General features: G+C 72.5%; 18 protein-coding genes and 1 pseudogene. 11 read left to right on the forward strand and 8 right to left on the reverse strand.

The features are described 5' to 3' along the window. Positions 1 to 8: 8 nt before the first annotated feature. Complete coding sequence (locus ACZ4EG_RS10550; protein WP_467790336.1) at positions 9 to 914, reverse strand: LysR family transcriptional regulator; 906 nt, start codon at positions 912 to 914, stop codon at positions 9 to 11. A 166-nt stretch (positions 915 to 1080) separates the two neighbouring features. Here ACZ4EG_RS10550 and ACZ4EG_RS10555 point away from each other — a divergent pair, with 166 nt between their 5' ends. The 6 genes from ACZ4EG_RS10555 to ACZ4EG_RS10580 all read left to right on the forward strand — a co-directional run bounded on the left by ACZ4EG_RS10555 (position 1081) and on the right by ACZ4EG_RS10580 (position 4754). Beyond that, positions 1081 to 1410: a TfoX/Sxy family protein gene (locus tag ACZ4EG_RS10555; protein ID WP_467790337.1), complete on the forward strand. Its 330-nt coding sequence runs from the start codon at positions 1081 to 1083 to the stop codon at positions 1408 to 1410. Between the two features lie 142 nt (positions 1411 to 1552). Continuing rightward, the gene (locus tag ACZ4EG_RS10560; RefSeq protein WP_453545867.1) at positions 1553 to 2518 is read left to right on the forward strand and encodes a pirin family protein; all 966 of its coding nucleotides are present in this window, start codon (positions 1553 to 1555) and stop codon (positions 2516 to 2518) included. A 91-nt stretch (positions 2519 to 2609) separates the two neighbouring features. Further along, positions 2610 to 3098 carry a MarR family winged helix-turn-helix transcriptional regulator gene (locus tag ACZ4EG_RS10565; protein ID WP_453545865.1) on the forward strand — a complete coding sequence of 163 codons (489 nt, stop codon included), beginning with the start codon at positions 2610 to 2612 and terminating at the stop codon, positions 3096 to 3098. Then, on the forward strand, positions 3095 to 3541 hold the full coding sequence (locus ACZ4EG_RS10570) for a MarR family transcriptional regulator (protein WP_467790338.1): 447 nt from the start codon (positions 3095 to 3097) through the stop codon (positions 3539 to 3541). Before ACZ4EG_RS10565 ends, ACZ4EG_RS10570 begins: the two co-directional genes overlap by 4 nt. Before the next feature lie 62 nt (positions 3542 to 3603). Further along, complete coding sequence (locus ACZ4EG_RS10575) at positions 3604 to 3951, forward strand: tetratricopeptide repeat protein (protein WP_467790424.1); 348 nt, start codon at positions 3604 to 3606, stop codon at positions 3949 to 3951. A 149-nt stretch (positions 3952 to 4100) separates the two neighbouring features. Further along, positions 4101 to 4754 carry a peptide deformylase gene (locus ACZ4EG_RS10580; protein ID WP_467790339.1) on the forward strand — a complete coding sequence of 218 codons (654 nt, stop codon included), beginning with the start codon at positions 4101 to 4103 and terminating at the stop codon, positions 4752 to 4754. A gap of 10 nt (positions 4755 to 4764) precedes the next feature. On the opposite strand, the gene ACZ4EG_RS10585 is transcribed toward ACZ4EG_RS10580, so the two are convergent. Further along, entirely contained in the window at positions 4765 to 6195 is a 1431-nt protein-coding gene (locus ACZ4EG_RS10585; RefSeq protein WP_467790340.1) for a dihydrolipoyl dehydrogenase family protein, read from the reverse strand. A gap of 118 nt (positions 6196 to 6313) precedes the next feature. On the opposite strand from ACZ4EG_RS10585, the gene trxA reads away from it, so the two are divergent. After that, a complete protein-coding gene (trxA, locus tag ACZ4EG_RS10590) occupies positions 6314 to 6694 on the forward strand; it encodes a thioredoxin (RefSeq protein WP_263214994.1) in 381 nt (126 codons plus the stop codon). Between the two features lie 105 nt (positions 6695 to 6799). On the opposite strand, the gene ACZ4EG_RS10595 is transcribed toward trxA, so the two are convergent. Then, complete coding sequence (locus ACZ4EG_RS10595; protein WP_453546811.1) at positions 6800 to 7846, reverse strand: LacI family DNA-binding transcriptional regulator; 1047 nt, start codon at positions 7844 to 7846, stop codon at positions 6800 to 6802. Positions 7847 to 7976: 130 nt separating this feature from the next. Between ACZ4EG_RS10595 and ACZ4EG_RS10600 the strand changes: the two genes are divergently transcribed. Both ACZ4EG_RS10600 and ACZ4EG_RS10605 read left to right on the forward strand, forming a co-directional pair. After that, positions 7977 to 8660, forward strand: a complete 684-nt coding sequence (locus ACZ4EG_RS10600) for a TetR/AcrR family transcriptional regulator (protein WP_467790341.1) — start codon at positions 7977 to 7979, stop codon at positions 8658 to 8660. Positions 8661 to 8680: 20 nt separating this feature from the next. Continuing rightward, a complete protein-coding gene (locus tag ACZ4EG_RS10605) occupies positions 8681 to 9817 on the forward strand; it encodes an FAD-dependent oxidoreductase (RefSeq protein ID WP_467790342.1) in 1137 nt (378 codons plus the stop codon). A gap of 13 nt (positions 9818 to 9830) precedes the next feature. On the opposite strand, the gene ACZ4EG_RS10610 is transcribed toward ACZ4EG_RS10605, so the two are convergent. Next, positions 9831 to 10511 (reverse strand): TetR/AcrR family transcriptional regulator, encoded by a 681-nt coding sequence (locus ACZ4EG_RS10610; protein ID WP_467790343.1) that lies wholly within the window; start codon positions 10509 to 10511, stop codon positions 9831 to 9833. Positions 10512 to 10611: 100 nt separating this feature from the next. Between ACZ4EG_RS10610 and ACZ4EG_RS10615 the strand changes: the two genes are divergently transcribed. Continuing rightward, a complete protein-coding gene (locus ACZ4EG_RS10615) occupies positions 10612 to 11169 on the forward strand; it encodes an NAD(P)H-dependent oxidoreductase (RefSeq protein ID WP_467790344.1) in 558 nt (185 codons plus the stop codon). A gap of 65 nt (positions 11170 to 11234) precedes the next feature. Here ACZ4EG_RS10615 and ACZ4EG_RS10620 read toward each other — a convergent pair whose 3' ends face one another. Further along, complete coding sequence (locus ACZ4EG_RS10620; RefSeq protein ID WP_467790345.1) at positions 11235 to 12116, reverse strand: LLM class F420-dependent oxidoreductase; 882 nt, start codon at positions 12114 to 12116, stop codon at positions 11235 to 11237. A 121-nt stretch (positions 12117 to 12237) separates the two neighbouring features. Here ACZ4EG_RS10620 and ACZ4EG_RS10625 point away from each other — a divergent pair. After that, positions 12238 to 12342, forward strand: a pseudogene (locus tag ACZ4EG_RS10625) (alpha/beta hydrolase); the annotation flags it as partial. Between the two features lie 168 nt (positions 12343 to 12510). Here ACZ4EG_RS10625 and ACZ4EG_RS10630 read toward each other — a convergent pair. From ACZ4EG_RS10630 to ACZ4EG_RS10640, 3 genes are all read right to left on the reverse strand, one after another. Then, a complete protein-coding gene (locus ACZ4EG_RS10630) occupies positions 12511 to 12981 on the reverse strand; it encodes a (2Fe-2S)-binding protein (RefSeq protein ID WP_453545846.1) in 471 nt (156 codons plus the stop codon). Between the two features lie 31 nt (positions 12982 to 13012). Further along, positions 13013 to 15124 (reverse strand): xanthine dehydrogenase family protein molybdopterin-binding subunit, encoded by a 2112-nt coding sequence (locus tag ACZ4EG_RS10635; RefSeq protein ID WP_467790346.1) that lies wholly within the window; start codon positions 15122 to 15124, stop codon positions 13013 to 13015. Between the two features lie 192 nt (positions 15125 to 15316). After that, positions 15317 to 19294, reverse strand: coding sequence for a molybdopterin-dependent oxidoreductase (locus ACZ4EG_RS10640; protein WP_467790425.1), 3978 nt, complete (start codon positions 19292 to 19294; stop codon positions 15317 to 15319). Between the last annotated feature and the right edge of the window lie 54 nt (positions 19295 to 19348).

The raw sequence follows: 19348 nt of genomic DNA on the forward strand, positions 1-19348 counted from the left end.
GGCCGCCGCTACCAGGACCGCGCGATGTGCAGCAGGTGGTCTCGGACGCGGGCCACGTCGGCGTTCTCGGACCGGCCGGGGCGCTGGACCAGGAAGGCCGTGTTGATCGGCGGATCGTCGGGCTCGTGGAGCGGTACGAGGGCGCCGGAGGCCAGCTGGTCGAGGCAGAGGTAGCGGGGCAGCACGGTGAAGCCCGCGCCCGCGGTCACCGCGGCCAGGACACCGCGCAGATCGGGCACGGTCACGGCGGCGGGGCAGGAGAGCCGCCGGCCGAAGACATGGCGCCAGTAGCGGCGGGCGATCGGAAGGTCCTCGGCGTAGGTGATCAGGGGCACCGGGTGCAGCACGGCGGGGCCCTCGACGGCCAGTTGCCGCTTCAGCCGCTCGGCCCACACGGGGGCGGCGACCAGCACGAACTCCTCGTCCGCGAGCGGGACCGCGCTCAGGGTGCGGCCGCGCGGACGGGTCGTGGAGATCACCAGGTCGTGGCGGCCCGCGCGCAGTTCGTCCAGCAGCGGATCCGTGAGCCCCGTCGCCACGCGCAGCCGTACGCCCTCCGCCACCAGCGGTGCCAGGGCGGGCAGCACACTGATGCACAGGAACTCCGCGGGCCCGGCCAGATGGACGGGGTCGGTGCGGCCGCCCGGCACGGGGTGCGGGCCGGCCACGGCGGCGAGTTCGTCGAGCGGTGCGGCGATCCGCGCCGCCAGTTCGTCGGCGATGGCCGTGGGCGCGACGCCCCTGGGCAGCCGTTCGAACAGCTCCCGCCCGGCCTGCCGCTCCAGGGTGCGCATCTGGGTGGTCACCGTGGGCTGCGACAGCCCCAGCAACTGCCCGGCACCGGTGAAGGACCCCGACCGGTACACGGCCAGGAAGGTGCGCAGCAGGTTCAGGTCGAGGGAGGAGCTGTCCACCCGTCCGAGTATGGTCCGCGCCCCATAGATCTTCCAATGCCGGACAGCGACTGCCTCGGCGATTGCCTATGGCTCGCCGCCTCGGCGCCGCCGATCGCGGATCCTGGAGTCACGACAGGCCGGTGTGACGGCATCCACGGGGGCCCGGCCGGAAGCGAGGCTCCTCATGGCGTACGACGAAGGACTGGCCCAGTGCATCCGGGAGCGGCTGGGCGGGGATCCGGACATCGTGGAGAAGCGGATGTTCGGCGGGACCGGCTTCCTGTGCCGCGGCAACATGGCCGTGGGCGTGAGCGGTGACGACCTGATCGTGCGCATCGACCCCGACGCCACGGATGCGGCCCTGGCCCGCCCGGGTGCCCGCCTCTTCGACCGGTCCGGCCGCCCGATGCGCGGCTGGATCCTGGTCGCCGGCCCGGCCCTGACCGACGACGCGGTACTGGGCGAGTGGATCGACGAGGGACACGGCTTCGCGGCGGGCCTGCCGCCCAAGTGAGACACGCGTGCCGGGCGAGGACCACGACGGCATGGCCACGGGCCGCCGGGGCGGCCTCGGCGGCTCCGCGACCGGCCGAACGGGCGGCCGTACCGAGGCGTTGGTCTGCCGGTGAGGCCACGCCGGGGCTAGGTTGTGCGGCATGAGCAATCTTGACCGTCATGCGGTGCCCACTGTGTGCGGCGGCCGGGGGTTCGTCGTCGCGGAACCCGTCCGGGAGCTGCTGAGCCCTCGTCAGGTCCGGCTGGGCGAGTCGACCGAGGTACGGCGGCTGCTGCCCAATCTGGGACGCCGCATGATCGGCGCCTGGTGCTTCGTCGACCACTACGGCCCGGACGACATCGCCGACGAGCCGGGCATGCAGGTCCCGCCGCATCCGCACATGGGGCTGCAGACGGTGAGCTGGCTGCACGAGGGCGAGGTGCTGCACCGCGACTCGACCGGCAGCCTGCAGACGATCAGGCCGAAGGAGCTCGGGCTGATGACCTCGGGCCGGGCCATCAGCCACTCCGAGGAGAGCCCGCGGCCGCACGCCCGCTTCCTGCACGGCGCACAGCTGTGGGTCGCGCTGCCCGACGCGCACCGCGACACCGACCCCCGCTTCGAGCACCACCCCGACCTGCCCACGGTCACCGCCCCCGGCCTCACGGCAACGGTCGTCCTGGGCGCCCTCGACGGCGCGGCCTCGCCCGGTACGGCGTACACACCGATCGTCGGCGCCGACCTCGCGCTCGGCCACGGCGCCGACGTCCGGCTGCCCCTCGACCCCGACTTCGAGTACGGCGTCCTGGCGATGTCCGGCGAGGTACGCGTCGACGGGGTGCCCGTACTGCCGGGCTCGATGCTCTACCTCGGCTGCGGACGCACCGAACTGCCCCTGCGTGCCGAGTCGGACGCGGGACTGATGCTGCTCGGCGGCGAGCCGTTCGAGGAAGAGCTGGTCATGTGGTGGAACTTCGTCGGGCGTACCCAGGCGGAGATCGAGCAGGCCCGCGCGGATTGGACGACGGGCTCTCGCTTCGGTGAGGTCAAGGGGTACGACGGCGCTCCGCTGGCGGCGCCCAGCCTGCCGCCGACGCCCTTGAAGCCGCGAGGCCGCACGCGCTAGCAAGCCTCCGGGACCGTGGTGCGGTCGCCCTGAACCGTTCAGACGTCGCAAATAGTAGCCATGGACATAGTAGCCATGTATCGTATCTGCCATGAGCAACGGTTCCGCAGGAGCCACGCCCGGCTTCCTGGTGTGGCGACTGTCGATGAAGTGGCGGGTCGCGGTCGACCGCGCGGTGGCTCCGCTCGGACTCACCCACGCGCAGTACTCGCTCGTCGCGTCCCTGTACGGCATGCAGCGCTCCGGACTGCGGCCCAGCCAGCGCCGCCTCGCCGACCACACCGGCCTGGAGGCCCTGTACGTGTCCAAGCTGGCCCGCAGCCTGGAGTCGGCCGGCCTCGTGGAACGCACCAGGGATCCGCACGACCCCCGTGCCGTACAGCTGGCGCTCACCGAGGAGGGCCGCGAGACCACCCGGCGGGCGATCGATGTCGTCCACGGACTCCTGAAGCAACTGCTGGAACCGCTCGGCGGGCTCGACAGCCCGCGGACCCGCGAGTTCACCCGGGACCTGGCAACCCTGCTCGACGCACCACTCGACCCGTTCAGCACGTCCGACAACGAGACGGAGCAGTCATGACCATCAGCACACCCGTCGTCGGCGGCCGCGTCGTCGCCCTGGCCCACTACGCATCGCGCGCCGTCCTGGAACGCATCCTTTCCGCCTACGACGTCACGTTCCAGCAGTTCATCACCCTGCGCCTGGCTGCCGTGGCGGACGGCCCGGTCGAGCGCGACGCACTCATCGACGGCGTCACCGGCGCCGTGAAGGTCGAGGCGTCCGATGTGCACGTCACGCTCGACGAGCTGATCACCGCGGGGTTGCTGACCGAGGAGGAGCCGTCCCGTATGCGGATCACGGACGCCGGGCGGGAGTTGTACGCCAAGGGCTCCGCCGAGACCGCGGCGGCCGCCGCCCGGATCTACGACGGCATCCCGGAGGAGGACCTGTCCGTCGCCGGCCGGGTGCTGACGCTGGTCACGGAGCGGGCCAACGCGGAGCTGGCCACCCCGCATAAGTAGTGGAATATTGAACCACTTGGTTCCGTTGTCGTCCTCGAAGGAGGTCACGAGTGGAGACCCAGGTGGACACGACGTACTACGACCACGGAACCGCGGCGGAGCGCTGGGAGCGCGCGCGGCAGTTCTTCGACGCCAAGGACTACGCGGGAGCGGCACGCGTCCTGACCGGGCTGGTCGAGGAGGCGCCGGAGCAGACCGGACCCCGGCTGCTGCTGGCCCGCGCCTACTACCACTCGGCCCAACTGCGGCGCGCCGAGGCCGAGTTGCGCGTCATCGTCGAGCGCGACCCGGTGGAGCACTACGCCCGGCTGATGCTGGGCCGCACGCTCCAGCGGCAGGCGCGGCACGAGGAGGCGGAGCAGCACCTGCGGATCGCCTCGGCGCTCGCGGGCGACTTCGACCGCGGCTGAGAACGGCACCCGGCACACGGGGGCCCGGTTCACCGACCAGGAACCGGGCCCCCGCCCGTTGTCGTGCGGCGGCCCGGCGGTGGGCGATCTCGGCCGATGAAGTGGCCTGAGTCACCGGAGAGGGCGCAGTGTCGTGTCATGCTGACGCGATGCCGACTCCCCATGACCGTGCCCCTCGTGCGCCCCTCGCCGAGCGGGTCGAGCAACTCCTCGCCGCCGACGGCCCGTTGCCCATCGTCGCGGCCGGCGACCCGGTGCTGCGGCGCGGCACCGAGCCGTTCGACGGGCAGCTGGAGCCCGCCCTGCTGACGCGCTTCGTCGAAGCCCTGCGCGCCACCATGCGCGCGGCCCCGGGCGTCGGCCTCGCCGCGCCGCAGGTCGGGGTGGAACTGCGGATCGCGGTCATCGAGGATCCGGCGCCGGTACCGGAAGAGGTACGGCTGGCCCGGGGCCGGGTGCCGCAGCCGTACCGCGTCCTGGTCAACCCGTCGTATCAGCCGGTCGGCACCGCCACGGCGGCGTTCTTCGAGGGCTGCCTGAGCGTCCCGGGCTGGCAGGCTGTGGTGGCCCGGCACGCCGAGGTGCGGCTCCGCGCCCAGGACGAGCACGGCCGCACACTCGACGAGCTCTTCACCGGCTGGCCCGCCCGGATCGTCCAGCACGAGACGGACCACCTCGACGGCATGCTCTACCTCGACCGCGCGGAACTCCGCTCGCTGTCCTCGAACGAGGCGATGGCGGAGCGCTGGACGCAGCCGACACCGCAAAGGGCGGCCGAGGAGCTGGGCTTCCTACTGCCGTGATCCGGCAGGGCTAACCGCGGTACGCCTCCAGCAGCCGCAGCCACACCTCGCTGATCGTCGGATACGACGGCACCGCATGCCACAGGCGGTTGACCGGCACCCGGCCGGCGACCGCGATCGTCGCCGAGTGGATCAGCTCGCCGACGCCCGGGCCGACGAAGGTGACGCCGCGCAGGATCTCTTCGTCCAGGTCGACGATCATGCGGGCGCGGCCGCGGTAGCCGTCGGCGTACAGGCCCGCTCCGGCCACCGAGGAGAACTCCACGTCGACGGCGCGGACGCGGTGTCCGGCCTGTTCCGCCTCCGCCAGGGAGAGGCCTACGGCGGCGGCCTCGGGGTCGGTGAAGACGACCTGCGGTACGGCGTGGTGGTCGGCGGTGGCGGCGTGGGCGCCCCAGGGGTCCGTCTCCAGGATCGGCACTCTGGAGGCGCGGGCGGCGATGGCGGCGCCCGCGATACGGGCCTGGTACTTGCCCTGGTGGGTGAGCAGGGCGCGGTGGTTGACGTCGCCGACCGCGTAGAGCCAGTCGCTGCCGGTGACGCGGAGGCTGTCGTCGACCGGCAGCCAGGAGCCCGGCTCCAGGCCGATCGTGTCGAGGCCGATGTCGTCGGTGCGCGGGGCGCGGCCGGTGGCGTAGAGGATCTCGTCGGCCTCGATGCGGTCGCCGGCGTCGGTGATCGCGACGACGGTGCCGTTCTGCCTGGTCAGAGACTCCACGGAGGTGCCGGTGCGGACATCCACGCCGGCCTCGGTGAGGGCCTCGGCGACCAGTTCCCCGGCGAACGGCTCCATGCGGGACAGCAGGCCCTTGCCGCGGACCAGCAGGGTGACCCGGGATCCGAGGGCCTGCCAGGCGGTGGCCATCTCGGTGGCGACCACACCGCCGCCCACCACGATCAGCCGGCCGGGGGCGGCCTGTGCGGCGGTGGCCTCACGGCTGGTCCAGGGCTTCACGTCGGCGAGCCCCGGCAGGCCGGGCAGTTGGGCGCGGGTGCCGGTGCAGACGGCGACGGCGTGCCGCGCGGTGAGGGTCTTCGTCGCGCCGTCGGGGCCGGTCACGGTGACCGTGCGGGGTCCGGCGAGGCGGCCGTGGCCGCGGTACAGGTCGGCGCCGATGCCGTCCAGCCAGCCCACCTGGCCGTCGTCCTTCCACTGCGAGGTGTACTCGTTGCGTCGGGCCAGGACGGCGGCCGTGTCGAGGGGGCCCTGGACGGCCTGGCTCAGGCCGGGCAGGCGGCGGGCGTCGGCGCGGGCGATGACCGGGCGCAGCAGGGCCTTGCTGGGCATGCACGCCCAGTACGAACACTCGCCGCCGACCAGCTCGCTCTCCACGACCGCGGTGGACAGTCCGGCCGCGCGGGTGCGGTCGGCCACGTTCTCCCCCACGGGTCCGGCCCCGAGCACCACGACGTCGTACGCGATGGATTCCGTTTCCGTCATGGGGTCAGTCTGGTGGGTGGTGTGCGCGGTGGCCACATGGGTAAGCGCGCGGAATAGGTACCCGGGCCGCCGTGTTGTGCGGACGGTTTCGCCCCGCAGCAGGAAGTAGGGATTACGCATGAGCAGCACCGTGGAGCTCACCAAGGAGAACTTCGACCAGACGGTCACGGAGAACGAGTTCGTCCTGATCGACTTCTGGGCGTCCTGGTGCGGGCCGTGCCGTATGTTCGCCCCGGTCTATGAGAAGGCCGCGCAGGAGAACCCCGACCTGGTGTTCGGCAAGGTGGACACCGAGGCCCAGCCGGAGCTGGCGCAGGCCTTCGGTATCCAGTCGATCCCGACGCTGATGATCGTCCGTGACCAGGTGGCCGTGTTCGCGCAGCCGGGCGCGCTGCCCGAGGCCGCCCTGACCGACGTCATCGGGCAGGCCCGGAAACTGGACATGGACGAGGTCCGCAAGAACATCGCCGAGCAGCAGGGCGGCACGCAGGGCGAGTAGTCCACGCTTCCCGGGAAACGGCCGTGTCGCCTGGAAGCGGCACGGCCGGAAGGGGTCCGGCAGGAGGGACTACGACGCCTGTCGGGGGCACACCGGCGGCAGTCGTCAGCTGGAGTCCCGGTGGACCATCGACGCGCCCAGGACCTTGTGTGTCTCGGGTGCCGCGCCGGGGTTGCGTACCGCGCGGTCGACCAGTTCGGCCAGGTCGCGGCCGGACGGCAGTTCGATGTGTACCGTGCTGAGCCGGGGCCGCAGCAGCCGTCCCAGCATCAGGTCGTCGGCGCCGATCACGGCGGTGTCCTCGGGTATGCGGACGCCCTCGTCCTGCAGGGCGCGCATCAGGAGCATCGCGTACTCGTCGTTGTACGCGAACACCGCGTCCAGACCGAAGTCCCGCCAGCGGGCGGCGAGTTCGGCGGCGGCCCGCTCGTCGTGGGCGAGGGGGAGTTCGGTCACCGTGGCGTCCGTGCCGTGCAGCGCCTCGCGCAGGCCCTTCAGGCGGGGCCGGGAGAAGGCCTCCAGGCCGGGTTCCTCGGGGACGACCACGCCGATACGGCGCCGGCCACGGGCATACAGATGGGCGCCGGCACAGTGGCCGACGCCGTCGTGGTCCATCAGCAGGGCATGGGCCCCCTCGACGCCCTCGGGGCCGAGGGTGACCACCGCGCGGGCGCCGGCGCGTTTGAGGACGGCGACCCCCTGGGGGCCGAGTCCGGCGCCGGGCACCAGGACGGCGACCGGTCGCAACTCGGCCCAGGCACGGGCGGCTTCGTCGCCCTGCAGTCCCACGGTGCCGTACTGGACGACCGTGTAGTCGAGGCGGCCGAGGGCCCACTGGAGCTCGTTGAGGAACTGGCCGTAGAGCGGGCCCACCGGGATGGCCGGGGCGGGCATCAGGACCATGCGGCTGTGCCCGGCGCGCAGGCTGCGGGCGGCCGCGTGCGGCACGTACCCGAGTTCCTTCGCGGCCTCGTGGACGCGGCGGCGCGTGGGCTCGCTGATCCGTACGGCACTGGTGTTGTTGAGGACGTAGGAGACGGTCGCGCGCGAGACGCCGGCCAGGCGGGCCACATCGGCGCTCGTGGGGACGGAGCGCGGTGCGGGCGACGCGGACGAGGGCGTGTTCGGTATCTGCACCATGACGTACCGCATCTTGGCAGAAGCGCCGAGCGACGGTCGCGGCGGGGGAATGTGATTCACGGTTGCACCAAAGCGGGCGCGTAGCGGGCTCACGAGCTGCCACGAACTTGTTCGTGGCGAACATGTTCGTTATCGTGAGGGCATGACAGCCCGACCCGACACCCCCCGCAGCCGCCGCGAGCGCCCCGCCAAGCCCGCCCTGACCCGGGAGGGAATCGTGGCCGCCGCGGTCGCCGTGCTCCACGCCGAAGGACTGCGGAAGGTCACCATGCGGCGCCTGGCACAGGAGCTCGACACCGGCCCGGCCTCGCTGTACGTCTACGTGCGCAACACCGACGAACTGCACGCGGCCGTCCTGGACGAGCTGCTCGGCACGGTGGGGCCCGCCCCGGCCGACGGCACCTGGCGGGAGCGTCTGGAGCGGGTGCTCACCGCGTACACCGAGATGCTCCTCGAACACCCCAGCCTCGCCCGTTCCGCACTGACGGCCCGCCCGAGCGGCCCGCACTACCTCGACCTCATCGAGACCCTGCTGGCACTGCTCGACGAGGGCGGCGTGCCGTCCGCCCGGGCCGCGTGGGGCGTGGACCTGCTGCTCCAGCACGCCACGGCGACCGCCGCCGAGCACGCCGGGCAGGACGCCTCACCCACCGCGCGAGGCGACTGGGACGCCCTGGGCCGCGCCCTGGGCGACGCGTCCGACAGCACCCATCCGCACATCGCCGCCACCGCCGGCGAGCTGATGTCGGGGGCGCCCGAGGCCCGCCTGTCGTGGGCGTTCCAGGCACTGATCAACGGCATCGAGCGGACCGCCGTACCCGACTGACCATCCCTCAGGAGGCCACCATGTCCATCGCCCATCACCCCATAGCCGTCGTCGGGGCCGGTCTGGGCGGGCTCGCCCTCGCCCGTGTCCTCCAGGTGCACGGCATCGAGGCGGCCGTCTTCGACCTGGACGACTCCCCCGCCGCCCGCGTCCAGGGCGGGATGCTCGACATCCACGACGACTCCGGCCAGGAGGCCCTGCGCGCCGCCGGCCTGCACGAGGAGTTCCTGACACTCGTCCACCAGGGCGGACAGCGGATGCGGATCCTCGACAAGGACGCCGTGGTCCACCTGGACCAGTCCGACGACGGCACCGGCGGGCGGCCGGAGATCGACCGCGGAGATCTGCGCGGCCTGCTGCTGCGGTCGCTGCGCGAGGGCACGGTCCGCTGGGGCACCAAGGTCACCGGGGCCCGCCCGCTCGGCGACGGCCGGCACGAGGTGACCCTCGCGGACGGCGGACGTTTCACCACGGACCTGCTGATCGGTGCCGACGGCGCCTGGTCGCGCATCCGCCCGCTGGTGTCCGCCGGCCAACCCGCCTACATGGGCGTGTCGTTCGTCGAGGCGGACCTGCTGGAGGCGGACACCCGCCACCCGGTGAGCGCCCGAGTGGTCGGCGGCGGCATGCTGTTCGCGCTCGACGCGGGCCGCGGCTTTCTCGCCCACCGCGAGAGCGACGGCAGCCTGCATGTGTACGTCGCCCTGGAGGCCCCCGAGGACTGGCTGGACGGGATCGACTTCGGCGACACCGAGGCGGCCAAGTCGGCGGTCCTGGAACGCTTCGCGGACTGGGACGAGCGCCTGCGGGCGCTGGTCGCGGACGCGGACGGCGCACTGGTGCCGCGGCGGATCCACGCCCTTCCCATCGGGCACCGCTGGGACCGGGTCCCCGGTGTCACGCTGCTGGGTGACGCCGCTCACCTGATGTCGCCGTTCGCGGGCGAGGGCGCCAACCTCGCCCTGCTCGACGGCTCGGAACTGGGCCTGGCGATCGCCGCGCACCCGGGCGACATCGAGGCCGCGCTGGCCGCCTACGAGGAGCGGCTGTTCCCACGCAGCGAGGCATCCGCGGCCGACTCGGCCCGCGGCGCGGTGCTGCTGTTCCGGGAGGACGCGCCGCGTGGTCTGCTGGAGCAGTTCGCCGCGCTCGGCTGAACAGGGCTCGGGGTCACGCGGGCGGTTCCGTACCGGTCACGCGGGCGACGAGGTCGGTCCAGCCGGCCTCCAGCCGCTCCATGGGCATCCCGCACTGCCTGGTCAGATGGTTGATCAGGGCCGGGTCGAGATACGCCAGCAGCGTCTGCGAGAGGAGCTCGCAGTCGGCGTCCGGCAGGATCTGCCGCAGCAGCATCGTGACGTGGGTGCGCAGCGCCTGCACCGAAGGGTGGGAGAAGCGGCGGGTCGGCTCCGGCTGGGCGGCCAGTTGCAGGTCCAGCTGTTCCGCCGCGCGGTACAGCACCGCGATGCCGAACGCGCGCAGCCGCTCGACCGGCGGTGCACCGGGACCCAGTGGCGGCGGGCCGCCGAGGAAGTCGGCCTGCAACTGCCGCGACGAGTGGTCGAGCAGCGCCGTCAGCAGGCCGGTGCGGTCGCCGAAGCGCCGGAAGACGGTCCCCTTGCCCACCTCGGCGGCCGCGGCCACCGCCTCCATCGTGACCCCGGCCACCCCGTGCTCGGCGATCAGCCGGGCGGCGGCCTCCAGCAGCCGGGCGCGGTTGCGGGCCGCGTCGGCGCGCAGGCACGGCTCATCGGGCCCCAAGCCGACCTCCAGAAGCTGAGGCGCGTCGAAGGGCTCCTGGTGCTTCGGGAAGGGCGGCAGGGCGCTGGACATGAAGACAGCGTAAAGCACCGGGAAGAAAACTGGACCGCGGTCCGGTTATGGTGTTACAACGATAAACGGACCCCGGTCCGGATCGTAACCGCACTGTTTCAGCCCCCTGGAGTTCCCCATGTCCGTCCGTATCCTCGCGCTCGTCGGCAGCCTTCGCGCCGGTTCGACCAACCGCCAGCTCGCCGAGGCCGCCGTCAAGCACGCTCCCGAGGGCGCCGAGATCGCTCTGTTCGAGGGCCTGGCCGACATCCCCTTCTACAACGAGGACATCGACGTCGAGGGCAGCGTCCCCCAGGCCGCCGCCGAGCTGCGTGCGGCCGCACAGGCCGCCGACGCGTTCCTGCTGTTCTCGCCCGAGTACAACGGCACCATCCCGGCCGTCCTGAAGAACGCCATCGACTGGCTGTCCCGCCCGTACGGCGCCGGCGCCTTCGGGGGCAAGCCGGTCGCCGTGGTCGGCACCGCCTTCGGCCAGTACGGCGGTGTGTGGGCCCAGGACGAGGCCCGCAAGGCCGTGGGCATCGCCGGCGGCAAGGTGCTGGAGGACGTCAAGCTGTCCATCCCCGGCTCGCTGACCCGCTTCGCCGAGACCCACCCGGCCGACGACGCCGAGGTCGCCGCCGCGCTGACCGACGTCGTGGCGCAGCTGCACGGCACCGTGGGCGCGGCTGCCTGAGCCGGGCCGTCGCGAGTCCCGCAGGGGCCGGAGCTCCCGGAGCTCCGGCCCCTGCCGCATCCCCCTCACTCCAGCTCGGCCAGCCGCTCGACCACCGGGGCGGCGAAGCGCTCGATCCATCCGGCGGGCTCGCCCAGGAACGGGAAGAGGACGACGGTGTCGATGCCGAGCTTGGTGTAGCCGCTGATGTCGGTCAGGAACGCGTCGAGGTCCTCGGCGGTCGCCGACTCGCCCATGTAACCGATGGTCTTGCGGATCGCGTCGTAGTCACGGCCGAGGGCGTCGCAGTGCCCGCGCAGCACGTCGAGCTTGTGGCGGAGCTGCTCCGGGGACGTGGCGATCAGGTTGCAGGCGTCCGCGTACTGGGCGACCAGACGCAGCGTCTTCTTCTCGCCGGTGCCGCCGATCATGATCTCCGGGTGCGGGGCGCTGACCGGCCCCGGCACGCACAGCGTCTCGGCGAGCTGGTAGTACTCCCCTTCGAACGGGCCGTTGTTCTCCGGGTCCCACATCTGCAGGCAGATCCGCAGGGTCTCCTCCAGCCGCTCGAACCGTTCCGCGAGCGGCGGGTACGGCACGCCCAGCCCATGGTGCTCACGGTCGTACCAGGCCGCTCCGATGCCCAGCGTGGCCCGGCCGCCGGACAGGACGTCGAGGGTGGTGACGATCTTGGCGAGCAGGCCGGGGTGACGGTACGTCACACCGGTGACCAGTGCGCCGAGACGGACGGTCGAGGTCCGGCCCGCGAGGTAGCCGAGGGTCGAGTAGGCCTCCAGCATGGGGTCCTCGGCGCCGCCGTTGATCTCCATCTGGAAGTAGTGGTCCATCACCGAGAGCCAGCTCACGCCCGCCGCCTCGGCCGCGCTGCCCGCCGCGGCCAGTTCGGCAGCGAGCGCGGGAGCACCCTCGGAATGGTTGAACCGGTTGATGTGCACGCCCACCCGCATGTCCGTCTCCGTTCCGCCCGGGCCCGCAACGACAGGAGCGAGATTAGGACGTGAAGGGCGGCTCGGGCCAAGGCCCTTCAGCGGTCCTCGATCCTGACACGAGCGGTGGCGTCACGGCACGCAGCTGCTGATGTGCCCGATGCCCGGCGCCTGGGACCGCCTGGCCCACGAGACCGGCTGGACCGCGCTGCTCGGGGAGCAGCGGGGCGGCCCGGACGGGGCTCCGTAGGCAGCAGGCGCAGCTCCGCCCCGTCGTGGAACCTGGGCACACCGGCCAGGCTTCACGCCTGTCACCGGCCGCGCCGCCGGCGGCGAAACCGATCAGCGCCCGGCGCGCCCGGCCCGGCGAGGGCCACGCGCCGGGTGGGATGTGGTGGGCCCGATGTCCGGAGGGTCAGTGATCATTCCGCGGGCCGGCGGCCGACGCCTTCTTGATTGCTTCCCGGACTCGGAAGTAGGTGCCGCAGCGGCAGACGTTCTCGATGCGGTCGATGTCGGCGTCCGTCGGGTGGGGTGTCTTCTTCAGCAGGGCCGCCGCGGCCATGATCTGACCCGGCTGGCAGAAGCCGCACTGTGCCACGTCGCAGTCGATCCAGGCCTGTTGCACGGGGTGGAGGGTGTCACCGTCGGCCAGGCCCTCGATCGTGGTGACGCTGCGGTCCGCGCAGTCCGCGACCGGTACGACGCAGGGCTGGATCTCCGCGCCGTCGAGATGGCTGGTGCAGGCGCGGCAGACGCCCACCCCGCAGCCGTACTTGGGGCCGGTCACCCCGAGCATGTCGCGCAGCACCCACAGCAGCGGCATGTCGGGGGGCGCCTGCACGGTGACCGGTTTGCCGTTGAGGACGAAGGAGTACGAACGCATCGGAACCTTCTCGGAGTTGATCGGCGACTGATCAGAAGTCGAGGGGGAAGCGGCGGGGCTTGGTGCCGGTCGCCCGCGCGTAGGCGTTGGCGACGGCGCCGGAAGCGGCCGGCACGCCGAGTTCACCGGCCCCGCCCGGCTCCGCGCGGGAGGGCATGACGTGCGCCTCGAAGTGCAGCGGGGCCTGCGCCTGGCGGGCATAGCGGAAGTCGGCGAAGCTGCCCTCGCGGACGGCGCCCCGGTCGATGTGCAGACCGGCCTGGAGCACGGTGGAGATCCCGTCCATCGCGGTACCCATCAGCTGGGCCTGAAGACCGCGCGGGTTGACGGCGGTCCCGACGTCCGCGGCCATCACCACCTTGGTCACCCTGGGATGCTTCGGGTCCGTGACGTCGATCTCGGCGAGGCAGGCCACGCAGGAGCCGTACTCCTCATGGACGGCCACCCCCTGGGCGGTGCCGGCCGGCATGGCTCGGCCCCAGTGCCCGGCGGCCGCGACCTTGTCGAGCACGGCCTTCACGGCCTTGCTCCGCAGCGTGGTGCGCCGGAACGCGACCGGGTCCTTGCCCAGGCTGCGCGCGACCTCGTCGACGACGATCTCCTCCGCGGTCCGCATCGTGCCGGAGTCCACCGACCGCCAGGCACCGAGCGGTATCGGCAGCTCGATACCGCCCGAATTCCCGGACACCCGGCCGAAGTTGTACAGACCGCTGTCGCTGGGCAGCGGGCCGGCCGCGGGCGTACGACGGGTGACGAGCGCGGCGGGGGCCGCCCCGCCCTGCGCGGTCGGTCCCGTGCCCTGGGACGACTCGCCCACCGAGGCCATCGCGTGCTCGAAGGCGACCACCCGGCCGCGCGCGACGCTGGCCCGGATCCGGTGGTGGCTGGCCGGGCGCATCCGGCCGTGCCGGATGTCGTCGTTGCGGGTCCACATCAGCTTCACCGGGCGGCGGGCCGCCTTGGAGATCAGGGCCGCCTCGATCGCGGCGTCGAAGTTCAGCCGCCGCCCGAACGAGCCGCCGCCGCGCACCACATGGACCCGGACCTTGGACTTCGGCAGCCGGAGCAGGTCGGCCAGTGTGTCCCGGGCGTCCATCGGTGTCTGCGAGGAGAACCAGAACTCCGCATGGTCGGCGCGTACGTCGGCCACCGCGGTCAGCACCTCCATCGGGGCATGGCTGACGAAGGCGAACTCGAACTCGCCCTGGACCTGCGTCGATCCGCGCGGCGGGGAGGAGAGGCGGGGGACCGCGCCCTTGAGCCGGGTGCGGATGCCCGCGTCCGAGAGCGGGGCGAGCGGGCCCGCGGCCCAGGTGATGCGCAACGCGTCCCGTGCCTCGAGGGCATGGTGGAAGGTCTCCGCGACGACGGCGACCCCACCGGCCGCCTTGACCACGGCGAGGACCCCCGGCATGGCCCGCGCCGCGGCGTCGTCGACCGAGACGAGCTTCCCCCTGACCGTCGGCGGCCGGGCCACCACGGTCGGCTTCGCTCCGGCCGCCGACAGGTCGCCCGCGTACTCGGCCCGGCCGGTGACGATGTCCCGGGCGTCGATCCGGTTCGCCGGCCGTCCGATCACCCGGTGCCGGGAGGCCGGCTTGGGCCGGTCGGGCACGGCCGGGCGCCGGATGCGCGCGGCGCTCCCGGTGAGCGACCCGAAGGTGGCGGTGCGCCCGTCCGGCGCGACGACCATGGTGTCGCGGGTGCGCAGCAGCCGCGCGGGCAGATGCCACCGCCGGGCGGCCGCGGTCACCAGTCTGGCGCGTGCGGTGGCGGCGAGCTGCCGGGCCGGTCCGTACAGCGAACTGACCGAACTCGAACCGCCGGTGTACTGGTTGCCCTTGGCGCGGGCGTCGGCGAGCGGAATGGAGACATCGGCCAGGCGGGCGTCCAGTTCCTCGGCGATCATCATGGCGACCGCGGTGGTGATGCCCTGGCCGACCTCCAGGCGCGGCAGCCGCACGACGATCCTGTTCGCCGCGGTGACCTCCAGGACCAGCATCTCCTCGTCGGTGCCGGTCACCAGTACGTCGGAGGTCCGGCGCGCGCCCTCCGCGGTGGGTTCGGCGCCTTCCGCGGACGGTGTGTCGCAGCCGAGCGGGGCGGCGACGGTCAAAGTGGTCGCCGCCAGTGTGTAGACCATGAATCTCCGGCGGGAAAACCCATCGGCCTGACGGGGCCGCAAGGACTCGTTGGCGTCCAAACGAGGGCTCCTGTCGATTGTCGGTGCGTCACGACTGCCGGTGCGTCACGACTCGTCTCGACAGATATGAGGGACGGACCGCGCCCTTGGTTGCATGCCGGGGCCGCCGTCCGCGGGCGGCAGCCGCCACGGTCAGTAGACGTCCCGGACGTATCGGCGGTCGGTGCCGAGTTGTTTGACGTACGCCGTCGCGTCCTCCTCCGTCAGCCCGCCGTGCAGCACGGCGACGTCCCGCAGTGCCCGGTCCACGTCCTTGGCCATGCGGGAGGCGTCGCCGCACACGTAGAAGTGGGCGCCGTCGCGGAGCCAGGACCAGAGCAGGGGTCCGTGTTCGCGCATCCGGTCCTGGACGTAGACCTTGGCCCGCTGGTCCCGGGAGAAGGCGGTGTCGAGGCGGTCCAGGGTGCCGTCGGCCAGGAAGGCGGTCAGCTCCTCCTCGTAGTAGAAGTCGGTGGCCCGGTGCTGTTCGCCGAAGAACAGCCAGTTGGGGGCGCGGTGGCCGCGGGCCCGGCGCTCCTCCAGGAAGCCGAGGAAGGGCGCGACGCCGGTGCCGGGGCCGACCATCACCATGGGTGTCCCCGGGTCGGCGGGCGGCCGGAAGTGCGGCGAGCGCTGGACGTGCACCGGTACGGCCGTGTCCGGCCCGGCGTCGGCGAGGAACGGGGAGCAGACGCCCTGGCGGGGCTTGCCGTGCAGGTTCTCGTAGCGGACGACCGAGACGGTGAGGGACACCCGGTGGGGGTCGGTGAGCGGGCTGGAGGATATGGAGTACAGGCGCGGTTGCAGCTTGCCGAGCACGCCGGCCCACTCCGCTGCCTCGGCGCGGATCCCGAACTCGGCGACGACGTCGATCGCCTGCCGCCCCCAGGACCACTTGGCCAGCTCGTCCTTGTTGTCGGCGCGCAGGAGCTTGCGCAACTCGCGCGGGTCGCAGGCGCGTTCGGCGACGAAGCGGAGCAGGTCCGGAGTGATCCGGGTGATGTCCAGATGCCGCAACAGGGCCTCGGAGAAGGTAACTTCACCGACTCCGTTGATCGCCACGCCGGTTGCGGCGTCGAGTCCGGTGCCGGTCAGCCATTCATCCACCAGATCACGGGAGTTGAGGGGGCGCACGCCCAGCGCGTCACCCGCCTCGTAGACCAGCGGGGTCTCGCTGTCCCGGGTGTCGAAGGTGAACCGGCGGACCTCCTTGCCGGCGCCCGGCAGGCTCAGCAGCCGGTTGCCCATGAGGCGCGCGGTGATCGGGGCGGGGCGCCGGGACCTGGCGGGGGCGGCCACCAATGAAGGTTCGGACTCGTCCTTGAGCGCGGTCAGCACTTGGTCCAGCCAGGCCTCCGCCTGTGTCTCGTAGTCCGGTTCGCAGTCGGTGCGCGGCGCGAGCCGGACCGCGCCCAGTTCGTCCATACGACTGTCCAGGCGCCGTCCGTGCCCGCAGAAGTCGTCGTAGCTGGAGTCACCGAAAGCCAGGACTGCGTACCGGCGGCCGGTCAGACGCCCGGCGTCGAGGGCGGCGAGGCCGTCCCAGAAGCCTGCGCCGTTGTCGGGGGCGTCACCGTCGCCGAAGGTGCTGGTGATCAGCAGCAGGTCGGCACCCGCGGGCAGAGCGGCCGGGTCGGCCTCGTCCATGGCGACGAGGGAGGCCGCGTGGCCGCCCGCGGTGATGCGCTCGGCGGTGGTGGCCGCAAAGTCCTCTGCGTTGCCGGTCTGCGAGGCCCAGAGGACGACCACTTGGCGGCCGGGTGCCTGAGCCGTCACAGTGGCCGCGGCGGACCGGGAGTACATGCCGGCGAGGGTGCCGTTCACCCACAGCGCGTGCTCGGGACTGAACGGGGCGTCCGGCGGCAGGACGGGCACGCCAGGGGCGCCCGCGGGGATGCCTGCGAGGAAGCCGACCAGGTACTGCCGCTCGCGTTCGGTCAGGACCGGCGGGGGCGCGGGGTCGAGGCCGAACACGGCAGCGGCCGAGGGCTGGACGGCGGTCGGCGGGAGGGCCGGTCGTACGGCCGCCGGCGTCTGCACGGCGACCGGTGTGGACACCTTGGTCAGCGACACCGCGCACACCTTCAGCTCCGGCTGGAAGGACAGCGGGTCGACCGCGTCGCTGGTCACCGCGTTGACGCTCAGATACTCGCCGAACAGGTCGTTCCAGTGGAAGGGCGCGAAGCAGCAGCCGGGCCGTACCCGGTCGGTGACGACCGCGGGCAGTACGGCCCTGCCGCGCCGGGAGGCGACCTCCACCGAGTCGCCGTCCTCGACGCCGAGCCCGGCCGCGTCCTCGGGGTGCAGTTCCACGAAGGGCCCGGGGTTGAGCTTGTTGAGCTTCGCCACCTTCGCCGTCTTGGTCAGGGTGTGCCACTGGTGCTGGAGGCGGCCGGTGTTGAGGACGTACGGGTAGTCGTCGTCCGGCAGCTCGGCGGGCGGGAGGTGCGGGCGGGCGTGGAAGACGGCCCGGCCGGTGGCGGTGGGGAAGGTGAGGGTGCCGTCCGGGGCGAGGTACCGGACGGGGTTGCGGTCGGGGCCGTCGGGGGTCGGCGCGGGCCACTGGACGGGGGTGGTGCGCAGCCGCTCGTAGGTGACGCCCCGCAGGTCGTAGCCGGTCTTCGGGTTCCGGGCGCGTTTGATCTCCTCGAAGACCTGCTCGGCGCTGTCGTACGCGAACCCCTTCTCGTAGCCCATCGCACGGGCGACGGCCGCGATGATCCGCCAGTCCGCCATGGCCTCGCCGGGCGGGTCGGCGGCGGGCCGGGCCAGGGTGAGGTTGCGTTCACTGTTGACGAGGACGCCCTCGGTCTCGGTCCACAGCGCGCCGGGCAGCACGACGTCGGCGTACGCGTTGGTCTCGGTGTCGGTGAAGACGTCCTGGGTGACGACGAACTCGGCGGCCTCCAGGCCCTCGATGACCGTCTTGCGGTTGGCGACGGAGGCGACCGGGTTGGTGCAGATGATCCAGCAGGCCTTGATGTCCCCGTCGGCCATCTTCCGGAACAACTCGACGGTGCCCTTGCCGACGCCGTCCGCGCGGATCGTGCCCGGGGGCAGCTCCCAGAGCTCCTCGACGAAGGCCCGCTCGTCGTCGACGAGGACGGACCGCTGTCCGGGCAGCCCCGGCCCCATGTAGCCCATTTCCCGTCCGCCCATCGCGTTGGGCTGGCCGGTGAGGGAGAAGGGGCCGCTGCCGGGGCGGCAGATCGCTCCGGTCGCGAGGTGGAGGTTGATCAGCGCGTTGGTGTTCCAGGTGCCGTGGGTGGACTGGTTGAGGCCCATCGTCCAGCAGCTGGTCCACTCCCCCGCCTCGCCGATCAGCCGGGCGGCCTCGCGGAGATCGGCCTCGGGGATGCCGGTGAGCTCGGCGACGGTGGCGGGCGGGTAGTCGGCGAGGAACCCGGGCATCGCCTCCCAGCCCTCGGTGTGGGCGGCGATGAAGTCGGGGTCGGTGTGACCGTTCTCGTGCAGGAGGTGCAGGAGGCCGTTGAGCAGGGCGAGGTCGGTGCCGGGCCTGAGCCGCAGGAAGAGGTCCGCCTTCGCGGCCGTCGCGGTGCGGCGCGGGTCTACGACGATCAGCTTGGCGCCGGCCGACTTCACCCGGTCCATCATGCGCAGGAAGAGGACGGGGTGGCAGTCGGCCATGTTGGAGCCGATGACGAGGAAGACGTCGGCCTGGTCGAGGTCCTGGTACGAGCCGGGCGGGCCGTCCGCGCCGAGCGAGAGCTTGTAGCCGGTACCGGCACTCGCCATGCACAGCCGGGAGTTGGACTCGATCTGGTTGGTACGGATGAACCCCTTGGCCAGCTTGTTGGCGAGGTACTGCGCCTCCAGGCTCAGCTGTCCGGAGACGTAGAGGGCGACGGCGTCCGGGCCGTGCCGGTCGATGATCGCGCGCAGCCGCCGGGCGGTCTCGTCGATCGCCGCGTCCATGGGGGCGGGGACCGGCTCCTCACCCCGTTCGGGCCGGAGCAGGGCCGTGGTCAGCCGGCCGGGGGCGGACAGCATGTCGGCCGTGGTGGCGCCCTTGGTGCACAGCCGCCCGCGGTTCGCCGGGTGCTCCTTGTCCCCGGAGGCCTTGAGCACCGTACGGCGGCCGTCCGGCGCGCGTCCGACGTCGAGGACCATGCCGCAGCCCACGCCGCAGTACGAACAGACCGTCCGCACCGTCGAGCTGCCGTC

The sequence above is a fragment of the Streptomyces sp. NPDC025638 genome, assembly GCF_055558775.1.

Excerpts from the sequence above, each read along its gene's own strand:
- ACZ4EG_RS10555 (WP_467790337.1), top strand. The coding sequence starts at position 1,081 with ATGGCGTACGACGAAGGACTGGCCCAGTGCATCCGGGAGCGGCTGGGC.
- ACZ4EG_RS10560 (WP_453545867.1), top strand. The coding sequence starts at position 1,553 with ATGAGCAATCTTGACCGTCATGCGGTGCCCACTGTGTGCGGCGGCCGG.
- ACZ4EG_RS10565 (WP_453545865.1), top strand. The coding sequence starts at position 2,610 with ATGAGCAACGGTTCCGCAGGAGCCACGCCCGGCTTCCTGGTGTGGCGA.
- ACZ4EG_RS10570 (WP_467790338.1), top strand. The coding sequence starts at position 3,095 with ATGACCATCAGCACACCCGTCGTCGGCGGCCGCGTCGTCGCCCTGGCC.
- ACZ4EG_RS10580 (WP_467790339.1), top strand. The coding sequence starts at position 4,101 with ATGCCGACTCCCCATGACCGTGCCCCTCGTGCGCCCCTCGCCGAGCGG.
- ACZ4EG_RS10585 (WP_467790340.1), bottom strand. The coding sequence starts at position 6,195 with ATGACGGAAACGGAATCCATCGCGTACGACGTCGTGGTGCTCGGGGCC.
- trxA (WP_263214994.1), top strand. The coding sequence starts at position 6,314 with ATGAGCAGCACCGTGGAGCTCACCAAGGAGAACTTCGACCAGACGGTC.
- ACZ4EG_RS10595 (WP_453546811.1), bottom strand. The coding sequence starts at position 7,846 with ATGCGGTACGTCATGGTGCAGATACCGAACACGCCCTCGTCCGCGTCG.
- ACZ4EG_RS10600 (WP_467790341.1), top strand. The coding sequence starts at position 7,977 with ATGACAGCCCGACCCGACACCCCCCGCAGCCGCCGCGAGCGCCCCGCC.
- ACZ4EG_RS10605 (WP_467790342.1), top strand. The coding sequence starts at position 8,681 with ATGTCCATCGCCCATCACCCCATAGCCGTCGTCGGGGCCGGTCTGGGC.
- ACZ4EG_RS10615 (WP_467790344.1), top strand. The coding sequence starts at position 10,612 with ATGTCCGTCCGTATCCTCGCGCTCGTCGGCAGCCTTCGCGCCGGTTCG.
- ACZ4EG_RS10620 (WP_467790345.1), bottom strand. The coding sequence starts at position 12,116 with ATGCGGGTGGGCGTGCACATCAACCGGTTCAACCATTCCGAGGGTGCT.
- ACZ4EG_RS10630 (WP_453545846.1), bottom strand. The coding sequence starts at position 12,981 with ATGCGTTCGTACTCCTTCGTCCTCAACGGCAAACCGGTCACCGTGCAG.
- ACZ4EG_RS10635 (WP_467790346.1), bottom strand. The coding sequence starts at position 15,124 with ATGGTCTACACACTGGCGGCGACCACTTTGACCGTCGCCGCCCCGCTC.
- ACZ4EG_RS10640 (WP_467790425.1), bottom strand. The coding sequence starts at position 19,294 with ATGGTCCTCGACGTCGGACGCGCGCCGGACGGCCGCCGTACGGTGCTC.